At 69.9% G+C, this 10,832-nt stretch carries 9 protein-coding genes; 3 read left to right on the top strand and 6 right to left on the bottom strand.

Translation table 11 applies throughout. The features are described 5' to 3' along the window. Positions 1 to 14 precede the first annotated feature (14 nt). Positions 15 to 3,113: a DUF4082 domain-containing protein gene (locus tag ACZ6W9_RS30785; RefSeq protein WP_389960771.1), complete on the bottom strand. Its 3,099-nt coding sequence runs from the start codon at positions 3,111 to 3,113 to the stop codon at positions 15 to 17. Positions 3,114 to 3,413: 300 nt separating this feature from the next. Here ACZ6W9_RS30785 and ACZ6W9_RS30790 point away from each other — a divergent pair, with 300 nt between their 5' ends. Genes ACZ6W9_RS30790 through ACZ6W9_RS30800 form a run of 3 tightly spaced genes read left to right on the top strand, consistent with a single transcriptional unit; the run spans position 3,414 to position 5,726 of the window. Continuing rightward, the gene (locus ACZ6W9_RS30790) at positions 3,414 to 4,430 is read left to right on the top strand and encodes a glycosyltransferase family 2 protein (RefSeq protein WP_389960773.1); all 1,017 of its coding nucleotides are present in this window, start codon (positions 3,414 to 3,416) and stop codon (positions 4,428 to 4,430) included. A 50-nt stretch (positions 4,431 to 4,480) separates the two neighbouring features. Continuing rightward, entirely contained in the window at positions 4,481 to 5,203 is a 723-nt protein-coding gene (locus ACZ6W9_RS30795) for a WbqC family protein (RefSeq protein ID WP_389960775.1), read from the top strand. A gap of 10 nt (positions 5,204 to 5,213) precedes the next feature. Then, a complete protein-coding gene (locus tag ACZ6W9_RS30800) occupies positions 5,214 to 5,726 on the top strand; it encodes a GNAT family N-acetyltransferase (protein ID WP_389960777.1) in 513 nt (170 codons plus the stop codon). A 72-nt stretch (positions 5,727 to 5,798) separates the two neighbouring features. Here ACZ6W9_RS30800 and ACZ6W9_RS30805 read toward each other — a convergent pair whose 3' ends face one another. The 5 genes from ACZ6W9_RS30805 to rffA all read right to left on the bottom strand — a co-directional run bounded on the left by ACZ6W9_RS30805 (position 5,799) and on the right by rffA (position 10,469). Next, entirely contained in the window at positions 5,799 to 6,521 is a 723-nt protein-coding gene (locus ACZ6W9_RS30805; protein ID WP_389960782.1) for a class I SAM-dependent methyltransferase, read from the bottom strand. 134 nt (positions 6,522 to 6,655) lie between these two features. Then, complete coding sequence (gene rfbB / locus ACZ6W9_RS30810) at positions 6,656 to 7,630, bottom strand: dTDP-glucose 4,6-dehydratase (protein ID WP_389960784.1); 975 nt, start codon at positions 7,628 to 7,630, stop codon at positions 6,656 to 6,658. Then, on the bottom strand, positions 7,627 to 8,694 hold the full coding sequence (locus ACZ6W9_RS30815; RefSeq protein ID WP_389960786.1) for a glucose-1-phosphate thymidylyltransferase: 1,068 nt from the start codon (positions 8,692 to 8,694) through the stop codon (positions 7,627 to 7,629). The genes rfbB and ACZ6W9_RS30815 overlap by 4 nt, the downstream gene beginning before the upstream one ends. Then, on the bottom strand, positions 8,691 to 9,290 hold the full coding sequence (locus ACZ6W9_RS30820; RefSeq protein ID WP_389960788.1) for a GtrA family protein: 600 nt from the start codon (positions 9,288 to 9,290) through the stop codon (positions 8,691 to 8,693). Before ACZ6W9_RS30820 ends, ACZ6W9_RS30815 begins: the two co-directional genes overlap by 4 nt. 42 nt (positions 9,291 to 9,332) lie before the next feature. Next, the gene (gene rffA, locus ACZ6W9_RS30825) at positions 9,333 to 10,469 is read right to left on the bottom strand and encodes a dTDP-4-amino-4,6-dideoxygalactose transaminase (RefSeq protein ID WP_389960790.1); all 1,137 of its coding nucleotides are present in this window, start codon (positions 10,467 to 10,469) and stop codon (positions 9,333 to 9,335) included. Positions 10,470 to 10,832 lie beyond the last annotated feature (363 nt).

Genomic DNA, 10,832 nt, shown 5'->3' on the forward strand with positions numbered 1-10,832 from the left:
GCACTCCGATCCGGTCACGCGAGGCGGGCGGCGGACGGTCCGCCGGCCCTCCGCGGCGAGGGCCGGCCGCTCTCCGGCGCGGCGTCGCGGGAGCCGCCGACGCCCGCCGCGGACGGCCCCGCGGGGTCCGGGGCGGAACTCCGGCGCGCGGCCGCGGCCGCCGCGGCGGCGGCCGGGGTCTGGGTGCCGTCGAAGAGCACGTCGACCCAGTAGTTGGCGGCCTTGTAGGTGCTGGTCGGGAAGACGTTCGTCCCGCTGTAGGTGTACACGCCGTTTCCTCCGGCCGCGCCGTCGGCGAGGGCGGTGAGCCGGCCGCGCGAGTACTGCGTGGTGAAATACGGTCTCGTGACCGAGTAGTACCCCGACGTCGTGTGGTAGGAGATCACGTAGGTGGTGCTCGCGTCGATCGGGATGGGCGTGGGGAAGATCGCCTGCTGCCACCCGGACGCGGTCTCGCCGGTGAAGGTGACGCTCCCGAGCAGCTGGCCGTCGAGGGTCCACAGGCTTCCGGTGTGGAGCCCGGTGTTCTGCGGGCCCTTGTAGAACCTGATCCCCCTGATGAAGCCCGGCACCGACGCCTGGAACTTCAGGCCGAGGGCGACCGCCTTTGAATCGGGCTGGGACGGGACGGCCGGCACCGTCGTGTCGTCCCAGAGGCTGCTCGACGCGGTGAACACCACGTCGACCCACGCGTTGGTCGCTCTGTAGGTGCTGGTCGGGAAGGTGCTCACATTGCTGTAGGTGTACACGCCGTTGCCGCCGTCCGTGCCGTTCGCGAGCGCGGTGAGCAGGCCGTTCGAGTAGGCCTTGTTGAAGTAGTCCCTCGTCACCGCGTAGTTCCCCGCGGGCGCGAAGTAGGAGGCGACGTAGGTGGTGCCGGCGCGTACCGGGACGGGCGTCGGGAAGTTCACCTGCTGCCAGCCGTCCGCCGTCTCGTCGGTGAACGTCGCGGTCGCCAGGAGCGTCCCCGTGTTGGTCCAGAGGCTGCCGATGTGCGTTCCGGTGTTGGTCGGGCCCTTGTAGAACCTGATCCCCGTGATGAAGCCCTCGCTCGCCGAGCGGAACCTGACCCCGATCTCGATCCCCTTGGGGTCGTTCTTCGAGGCTTCGGCGGGCGTGGCGTCCGGCGGCCAGATGGTGCAGGGGCATCCCGCGTTGACGGTGACGTTCAGGACGGTCGGGGTCTTCTGCACGTTGCCGATGTCGTCGACCGCCCGGGACAGGATCGTCACCGGGCCGGGGGCGCCGGTCGTCCAGTCGAACCTCCAGTTCGCGCGGCCTGTCGCCTGCTGCCACGTGCTGCCGCCGTCGACCGAGACCTCGACGCCCGCCACGACGCCGCCTCCGGCGTCGACCGCCGTCCCCTGGATCGAGACGGGTGTCTGGCCCGCCACCGAGGCGCCGCTCGACGGGGAGGTGATGGCCGAGGTCGGGGGGGTGACGTCCGTCGACGGGACCGCCGGGACCAGGCCCGCCTGGAGGGACGCCGGTTGGGCCCGCATGTCGGCGAGCAGGTTGACCGTCGCCTGCTGCATCCGGATGTCCGTGGGGGTTCCGGCTCCCCGGTCGTGGTTGGCGTCCAGGCCCCACGACCACTGGATGGTCCCCGCGCCGAAGACGAGCGCGCCGCTCGTGACCCTGTAGAGCGTCAGGTGGTGGGTGGCCACTCCGGCGCCGTACGTGCCGCCGAAGTCGAGCAGGATCTTGGTGGGGTTGGCCAGCGTCGTCTCGGAGAACTTCACCGGCCCCTGCGGGGTGAACGCGTCCTCCGGTGTCTCGTTCCACTCGTACCCCAGCGTTCCGGCGGGGAACACCGCCTGCTCACCCGGCTGGAGGGTCGCGATCGACGTGTTGCGCCAGAGACGCATGGGGCCGTACTCGGCGGGGACGACTATCGAGTCGCTGACGTTGCCGTTGACCCGGTACAGGGTGCCGGTGACGGCGTTCTCCGGTCTGCCGCCGTTCGAGGGCGGGGAGAAACGGGGGTCCCGCCACGTGCCGGTCCACTGGGGGCTCGGGTCGATCTTGGCGTTGGCCAGGGTCTCCTTATAGCAGACGAGCGTGCGGAACGGCGTGCCGCTGCTGTCGATGCCGTTCTCCCACCTCGTCTTCCAGAAGATGTCGTTTCCGGTGAAGAAGGCGAGGTTGATACCCGCGTCCCGGGCGTTCTGCACGTTGTCCCGCATGTCGTTGGACCAGTACTCGGCGTGGCCCATGGCGAAGAACACCTTGTGCTCCAGCAGCTCCGCGCCCCGTGAGGCGGTGTCGATGCTGGAGGTGTAGCTCACGTCGTAGGCGTTGGCCTCAAGCCACCGGACCATCGGGTACTCGGAGTCGAAGAAGTAGGTCTCCGGCCACTTGGCGCGGGTGATGACCGGGCGGTTGTAGCTGACCTTGAAGGCGCGGCCGGCGGGACTGCCCACGTACAGGCTGTTTCCGCCGTAGGTGTTGTACGCCTGCCAGGTCGCGTCGGCGGTCTGGACCAGCAGGTCCGAGCCGCCCGAGTCGTCCCGGACGATGAATATGAGCTGGCTGACGCCGCTCACCCCGTCCTCCCTGACCATGTTGGCGAGGTAGACCCCGGAGACGGCGTCACCCGGCACCGCCCAGGAGGCGGACACGCTCCAGTTGCCGCAGTCGATCAGCCCGGTCGCCGCGTCGCTCAGGCAGGCCGGCTGCTGCTGGGGCAGCGGCACGGAGGGCCTGATCGTGGTGATCTTCCGCGCCCCCATGCCGCCGTAGTATCCGACGCGGTAGATGTCCATGCGGTAGGCGGTCGCGGGGGTGCTCACCTTGAACTGCGCGGTCTCCCCCTTGTTGACGCTCATCTGGACCGGGTAGCCCTGGATGTTGCTGCTGCCGGCCCCGGGCACGTTCCACTCGCTGTAGGGGTTGCCGGGGAGGCTGTTCTCCAGGCAGATCTCGGAGGTCGGGGGGCAGTCGGCCCTCGCCGTGCCCCGGTCGGCGCCCCGCTCGGCGCCCGGGGTGCGGGACTGCGCCCAGGCGGCCTGGGGCAGGCCGATCGCGACCGCGACGCAGACGCCGAGGACCAGTACGGCGGCCGGAACCGTCCACCGCCGTCTCGCGCCGCGTCTCTTCTCGTCGTCCCGCATGTGCAACCCCCGCTCGCGTACCTGGATGGGCCTTCACCGGTGAGGCCGGTAAGCGAAAAATAACGAGATCACCCTCTGGCCGGTATTACTGGTAGAAGCGGCGATTCCCATATTCGACGGACATCTGACGTGAAATTCCTCTGGAGCGGCGATCACCAGAAGACCCCGGTTCGTCGCGGCCCCCAGCCCGCCTTTCCGGTGATGTGAAACAACTCGGATTCATCCCGGGCTTCGCCAATATAAGGTAAATCCGAACCTGCGCTCCCGGTAAGCCGGTCCGACATTCGTGAGACTGCCGCCATGACCCGCGTATCCGTCGTGATCCCGTGTTATCGATCGGCGCAGACGCTTCCGGCACTGGTCGGCCGCCTCCTCGCCGTTCTGCCGGACGTGACCTCCGCGTTCGAGGTGGTGCTCGTCGTCGACGGCTCGCCGGACAACACGTGGGAAGCGGCCCAAGAGCTCGCCGACCGGCATGAAACGGTCCGTGCGCTGCTGCTGGCCCGGAACTACGGGCAGCACAACGCCCTCGTCGCCGGTATCCGCAGCGTCCGTTACGACGTCGTGGTGACCATGGACGACGATCTCCAGCATCCGCCGGAGGAGGTCCCCCGGCTCCTGGCGGCCCTCCGGCCCGACCTCGACCTCGTCTACGCGGTCCCGCGCTCCGGAACCCACGGACTCCTGCGCGACCTCGCCTCCAGATCCCTCAAGATCGGGCTCTCCGGGCGGTTCGGCGGGGAGAACAGCGGGGACATCTGCTCGTTCCGCGCCTTCCGCAGCTTTCTCCGGGAGGCGCTGGACGGGGTCACGGGACCGTACACCCAGATCGACATCGCGTTCTCGTGGGCGACCACGCGGATCGGGACCGTCCGGGTGAACGTGGAGCACCGGTCCGTCGGGCACTCCAACTACACCGTTCCGATGCTCGTCCGGCACGCGATCGGCGTCCTGGTCGCCTACAGCAGCATCCCCCTCCGCCTGGTCACCTACTGCGGGCTGCTGACGGGGGCGCTCGGCACCGTCCTTCTCGCGGTCTTCCTCTGGAGCTACTGGTGCGGGGACACCACGGTCAAGGGGTTCACCTCGACGGCGACCATGATCTCGCTGTTCGCCTCCGCCCAGATGGTCGCCCTCGGCGTGATCGGGGAGTACCTCGGCCGAATCCACGCGGAGCGGATGGGACGCCCGACGTACATCATCCGCGAACGATCCGAAAGTCACGGCCCCGGTCTGTCGATGACCTCCGACGCCGACGGGAGGCACCTCAGCCCACCCGGGGGCCGGCACTCACGGACGCTGGGACCCGCCCGGTGACCCCGGCGGGGACGAACGCGGTGCCCGGACGGGCCGGAGGGGTGGAGCGCATGAAACGCGTCGCGATAGTGCAGTCGAACTACATCCCGTGGAAGGGGTACTTCGATCTGATCGCCGGCGTCGACGAGTTCATCCTCCTCGACGACGTGCAGTACACCGACCGGGACTGGCGCAACCGTAACCGCATAAAGACGGCGACGGGTCCCCGGTGGCTCTCGATCCCGCTCAGGAGCGGCCCCCGCGGCCGGCTGATCAGCGAGATGACGGTCGCCGACCCGGGCTGGAACGCCGCGCACTGGCGGATTCTCGCGCAGAGCTACCGGAAGGCTCCCTGCTTCGACGAGTTCGCCCCGGTCCTGGAAAGGCTCTACCTCGAATGCGGAGGCGACCGGCTGTCCGAGGTGAACCGGCACTTCCTGGAGGGGATCTGCTCGATCCTCGGCATCGGCACCGAACTGCGCCGGTCCGCCGACTACCGCGCGGTGGGGACCAGGACCGAGCGCCTCGTCGACCTGTGCCGCAAGGCGGGCGCCACCCAGTACGTCACCGGCCCGGCCGCGCGGGCCTACCTCGACGAGGACCTCTTCCGGAGAGCGGGAATCGGCGTCCGGTGGTTCGACTACTCGGGCTACCCCGAGTACCCGCAACTCCATCCGCCGTTCGACCACCAGGTGAGCGTCCTCGACCTCATCCTCAACACCGGGCCGAAGGCCGCCGAGCACCTGAAGACCGCTCCGCCGGGCACGCCGCAGCGGGCACCGGCTCGTCCCTGAGAGGAAGGTCATGGAGATCATGTTGCGGCCGGTCCGCGAGGAGGACCTGGACGCCTTCGAGACGGAACGGGCCACCCCGGAGCTCAGGGGCGAGTTCCAGTGGTACGGGCACCGTTCCCCGCACGCGCTACGCCGGGAGTTCGCCGAGAACGGACTCCTCGGCTCCGGCTCCGGGCGCCTCACCATCGACGTCAACGGCGACCCGGCCGGCTGGGTGGTGTGGTGGATGACCAGCTGGGGGCCCGACTCCACCTGCTGGTGCTGGGCGCTGGGCATCTGCGTCTTCTCCGGCTTCCGCGGCAAGGGGGTCGGCACCCGGGCCCAGGGCGAGCTCGTGGACTACCTGTTCGCCCACACCCGGGCCGAGCGCGTCCAGGCGTTCACCGACGTCGCCAACCACGGCGAGCGGCGCGCCCTGGAGAAGGCGGGATTCGAGTGCGAGGGGATCCTGCGCCGTGCCCAGTGGCGGGACGGCCGCTGGCACGACCAGGCCCTCTACTCGGTGCTGCGCCCGGACCGGTGAGCCCGGGGGCTCCGCGTCACCGGGTGCCGCCACGCGGCGGCACCCGGTGACGCGGAGCCGGCCGGGGAGGCGTCAGCGGGGCGGGTGTCCCGCGGCCGTCCGGGGACGGTGCGCCCTCGCGATGAGGGAGACCCCGGGAAGCGACTTGACCGGCAGGTACCTCTCGGCCATGACGACGGCGCCGAGACTCATGTTGACCAGGTGCGACGTCTCAGTGACGTCGGATCCGGTGAGGCGCTTCCTGCGCCAGGCGACGACCGGTCTCAGCAGGACGTTCCAGCTCCACAGGCGGTCGATGACCAGGCCCTCCCCGGTCAGCAGGGTGTTCAGGCCCTCCCGGGTGTACCGGCGGACGTGGGAGGAGGCGACATCGTGCGCCGACCACAGGGCCATGTCACACGGAACCGTGATCAGCGCGGTCCCTCCCGGCCGGAGCACGCGCACGATCTCGCGGACGGCCTCACGGTCCTCCCTGATGTGCTCCAGCACGTCGAACGCCAGGACGAGATCGAACCGCGTGTCGGGCAGCGGCAGGTCCCGGGCGTCGGCGTGGACCGCCTGCAGACCGCGCGCGCGGGCGAGCTCCACCGCGGTCTCCGAGTAGTCCGCGGCCAGCGCGTCCCACCCGTGCCCGACGAGCACGCGGGTGTTGCCGCCCCCGGCCGCGCCGATGTCGAGCGCCCTGCCGGGCACGCCGATCCGGCGGAGCTCGCGCGCGAGGATGGCGCGTCGCTCGCGATACCACCAGTGCCGGTCCTCCACCTCGACCGTGCGGCGAATCTGAGTGGCCTCCATGACCCACACCTTTCCGGGAACCGTACAGACGACAGGTAGCCGCGGCCTTGCCAGGCGCGCCTGGGTACCCGGGGCGCGGCGGACCCGGGAGACGTGACCGGGGCATCGGGGCCGCCGGGGTGGCCCGGCGGCCGTCAGTCGGCCCTCTTCAGCGGGCGCCACCATTCCTGGTGGTCGCGGTACCACCGCACGGTCCGGGCGAGTCCCTCGTCGAAGCCGACGAGGGGCGCGTAGCCGATCTGCTCGATCTTGCCGCTGTCCAGGGCGTAGCGCCGGTCGTGCCCGAGCCTGTCCGGCACCGGCTCGACCATCTCCCAGCCCACGCCGAAGGCGGCCAGCAGGCGTTCCGTGAGCTCGCGGTTGGTCAGTTCGACGCCGCCGCCGATGTTGTAGATCTCGCCGCCCGAACCCTTGTCCAGCACGAGCTGGATGCCCCGGCAGTGGTCGTCGACGTGCAGCCATTCACGGATGTGCCGGCCGTCGCCGTACAGGGGCACCCGCCGCCCGTCGATCAGGTTGGTGACGAAGAGCGGGATGAGCTTCTCCGGGTACTGGTGGGGGCCGTAGTTGTTGCAACAGCGGGTCACCCGTACGTCGAGCCCGTAGGTCCGGTGGTAGGCGCGGCACAGCAGGTCGGCTCCCGCCTTCGAGGCCGCGTAGGGGGAGTTGGGCAGCAGGGGCTCGGACTCGGTCCAGGACCCCTCGGCGATGGACCCGTACACCTCGTCGGTGGAGACCTGGACGACCGTGCGCACGCCGGTGTCGAGCGCCGCCTGCAGGAGCCGCTGCGTGCCGTGGACGTTGGTGACCACGAAGTCCTCGGGGCCGGTTATCGAGCGGTCGACGTGCGTCTCGGCCGCGAAGTTGACGATCACGTGGTGGCCGGGCACCACGTCGGCGAGCAGCCCGACGTCGGTGATGTCCCCCCTGACGAACGTGAAGCGCGGATGCCCGGCGACCGGGTGCAGGTTCGCCGGGTTGCCCGCGTACGTGAGCTTGTCCAGCACCGTCACCTGGACGTTCTCGTAGCCGGGGTATTCGCCGGACAGCAGTGAGCGCACGTAGTGGGAGCCGATGAATCCGGCGCCGCCCGAAACGAGGATCTTCATGCCCGCACCTGGATTCTGCTGTGGTCGCCGACCATGAGCTGATGTGTGTTGGGAACCCCCCTGGCCCGGCTGACCTCGACGTTCCGGCCGATCAGGGAGTAGGTGAGCCCCGGGACGCCTCTGATGGCGGAGTCCTCCAGAACTATGCTGTACTGCACGTCGGCGTTCTCCAGCACGCACCTCGCGCCGATCGAGGTGTAGGGGCCGATGTACGAGCTGATGATCTTGCTGTCGGCCCCGACGACCGCGGGCCCCCGGATCACCGAGTTCTCCACCAGTGCCCCCGGCTCGATGAGGACGCGTCCCGATATCTCCGAGAACCCGTCCACGGTTCCCCGGACGTTCGGTTCGATCGCCTCAAGGACGATGCGGTTGCACTCCAGCATGTCCTGCAGGCGCCCGATGTCCTTCCAGTATCCGCTGACGAAGTGTGAGCGGACGCGGCCGCCGTTGTCCATGAGCCACTTGATCGCGTCCGTGATCTCCAGCTCGCCGCGGGCGGAAGGCGTGATCGCCCGGACCGCCTCGTGGACGGCGGGGGAGAAGGTGTAGACCCCCACGATCGCGAGGTCGCTGCGCGGGTGCTCCGGCTTCTCCTCCAGCCCGATGATCTCACCGTCCGGCCCGAGCTCCGCGACCCCGTAGAACTGCGGTTCGGCGACCTTGGTGAGCAGGATCTGGGCGTCGTTGCCCGACCCGCGGAAGGCATCCACCAGGCCGGCGATGCCGTCCACCAGGAAGTTGTCCCCCAGATACATCACGAACGGCTCGTCGCCGAGGAACTCCCGGGCGATCAGGACGCAGTGGGCGAGGCCCAGGGGGGCCTCCTGGGGAATGTAGGTCACGTCGAGGCCGAACCGCGAGCCGTCCCCGACCGATTCCCGGATCTCGTGAGCCGTGTCGCCGACGACGATGCCGACGCTGTGGATGCCCGCGTCCCGTATCGCTTCGAGCCCGTAGTAGAGCACCGGTTTGTTGGCGACGGGGACCAACTGCTTCGCCGAGGTATAGGTCAGCGGACGCAGCCTCGATCCCTTTCCGCCCGCCAGAACGAGCGCCTTCATGATCCTTGGGTCCTTCCGTGAGGGATTCCTGGGCGCAGGACGGTCCGCCCGTCCGGATGTCCGTGCGGTTCCGGCAGACGGCTCGACGACGCCCTGCGTTCCGTCGAAGAGCATGGGATGCGTTTCCAGGGCCGGGCCTCCCCGCCACCGGAGAAGGTCCAGGTCCGGTGGACGACGTAGCCCAGCGGCGGGCTCGCGATCAGGATCAGGCCCTGCGCCACCAGGACCGGGGCGCCGGCGAGCTCGACCAGGAGCGGGACGCCGACGACGGATGCCGCCAGGAAACCCAGCCCCACCGCGTAGAACCGCAGGTAACCGATGACCCACGAGCTTCCGGAGGCCCGGAAGACCACCAGCCTGTACCAGGGATAGACGATCAACGAGGTGGCCAGGTGGCCGGTCATGAGCAGGACCACGTAGGGAACCGCGCCGTCGGTGGCGAGCAACTCCAGGCCGAGGAGGACGTGATAGATCACGGCCGTCATCGCGCCGGCCGCCAGATATCCGGCGCGACGTCCCCCGAGCGCGGGGATCGGAGCCCGCCGTCCGGGACGCGCGGTCCCGTCGCGGGCTTGCTGACTTGCGGTTTCGACCATACGGCGGTCACTCCGAACGGTGGTCGGGAGACGGGAGCGGGATCAGCGCACCCGGTGGGCCCGGACGGCGTCGATCACGTGGGTCACGCCGGCCTCGTCCAGGCCGGCGAACAGCGGCAGCCGTACGAGACGGTCCGCGACGTCCTCGGTGACCGGGCAGCCGCCCGGCGCCACCCGCCCGTACCGCACGCCCGCGGGGGCGGTGTGCAGCGGCTGGTAGTGGAACGCCGCCTGCACGCCCCTGCCCGAAAGGTGGGCGATGAACGCCTGGCGGTCGTCCAGGTCCGGCAGCAGCAGGTAGTACAGGTGCGCGGGATGCGCACAGCCGTCCGGGACCATCGGCTGGGAGACCCCGTTCTCCGCCGCCCAGTCCGCCAGCTCCTCGTGGTACCTCCGCCACACGGCGTGCCGCCGGGACTGGATCTCCTCGAAGGACTCCAGCTGGGAGGTCAGCAGCGCGGCGAGGACGTCGGACGACAGATAGCTCGAACCGATGTCGACCCACCGGTACCTGTCCACCTGGCCGCGGAAGAACCGGCTGCGATCCGTCCCCTTCTCCCGGACGATCTCGGCCCGCGCGACGAGGCCGGCGTCGTTCAGGAGCAGCGCGCCGCCCTCCCCGCACTGGACGTTCTTCGTCTCGTGGAAGCTCTGCGCCGACATGCTCCCGAACGACCCGAGGGGTCGGCCCCGGTAGGACCCGCCCAGCCCGTGGGCGTTGTCCTCGACGAGAGCCAGGCCGTGGCGTTCCGCGAGCCCGCCGATGACCTCCATCGCGCAGCCGACACCCGCGTAGTGGACGGCCACCACGGCCCGCGTGCGGTCGGTGATCGCGGCCTCGACCAGGCGTTCGTCGAGGTTCAGGGTGTCGGGCCTGCAGTCGACGAACACCGGTACGGCCCCGCGCAGGGCGTAGGCGTTGGCCGTCGACACGAAGGTGAACGACGGCATGATCACCTCGTCGCCGGGCCGCAGGTCCAGCAGGATCGCCGACAGCTCCAGCGCGTGCGTGCAGGAGGTGGTCAGCAGCGCACGGCCTGACCCGGTCAGCTTCTCCAGGAGGCCGGCGGCCAGGCGGGTGAACGGCCCGTCTCCGGAGGTCGATCCCCCGCGCACGGCCTCCGCGAGATAGTCGAACTCGTTTTCTGAGATATACGTCCGGTTGAAGGGGACTGTCATCACTTGGGTTGGGCTCACTGCCGCAGTGAACAACAAATCGGGCCGTCGCCACACATCACACCCCATTTCCTGGGGAAGGATCACACAGGTTTTACTTTTGCCGCTCGATGCTTTCCAGGCCGCTTATACCGGTATCAGAGATATTCCATGGCTTTTGGGATTCCGCTTTCATGGGGAGCCGGGAGGCCCGGGGTGGGGGGGGGGGGGGGGGGGGGGGGGGGGGGGGGGGGGGGGGGGGGGGCGGGGGGGGGGCCCCCCCCCCGGGGGGGGGGGGGCCCCCCGGGGGGGGCCCCGGGGGGGGGGGGGTGGGGGGCGGCTGGCCCCCCGCGGGGGGCACCTCCCCCCCTGCCGTTCCGGGAGACC

It is taken from the genome of Streptosporangium sp. NPDC053982 (assembly GCF_055585205.1).

Excerpts from the sequence above, each read along its gene's own strand:
- ACZ6W9_RS30785 (WP_389960771.1), bottom strand. The coding sequence starts at position 3,113 with ATGCGGGACGACGAGAAGAGACGCGGCGCGAGACGGCGGTGGACGGTT.
- ACZ6W9_RS30790 (WP_389960773.1), top strand. The coding sequence starts at position 3,414 with ATGACCCGCGTATCCGTCGTGATCCCGTGTTATCGATCGGCGCAGACG.
- ACZ6W9_RS30795 (WP_389960775.1), top strand. The coding sequence starts at position 4,481 with ATGAAACGCGTCGCGATAGTGCAGTCGAACTACATCCCGTGGAAGGGG.
- ACZ6W9_RS30800 (WP_389960777.1), top strand. The coding sequence starts at position 5,214 with ATGGAGATCATGTTGCGGCCGGTCCGCGAGGAGGACCTGGACGCCTTC.
- ACZ6W9_RS30805 (WP_389960782.1), bottom strand. The coding sequence starts at position 6,521 with ATGGAGGCCACTCAGATTCGCCGCACGGTCGAGGTGGAGGACCGGCAC.
- rfbB (WP_389960784.1), bottom strand. The coding sequence starts at position 7,630 with ATGAAGATCCTCGTTTCGGGCGGCGCCGGATTCATCGGCTCCCACTAC.
- ACZ6W9_RS30815 (WP_389960786.1), bottom strand. The coding sequence starts at position 8,694 with ATGAAGGCGCTCGTTCTGGCGGGCGGAAAGGGATCGAGGCTGCGTCCG.
- ACZ6W9_RS30820 (WP_389960788.1), bottom strand. The coding sequence starts at position 9,290 with ATGGTCGAAACCGCAAGTCAGCAAGCCCGCGACGGGACCGCGCGTCCC.
- rffA (WP_389960790.1), bottom strand. The coding sequence starts at position 10,469 with ATGACAGTCCCCTTCAACCGGACGTATATCTCAGAAAACGAGTTCGAC.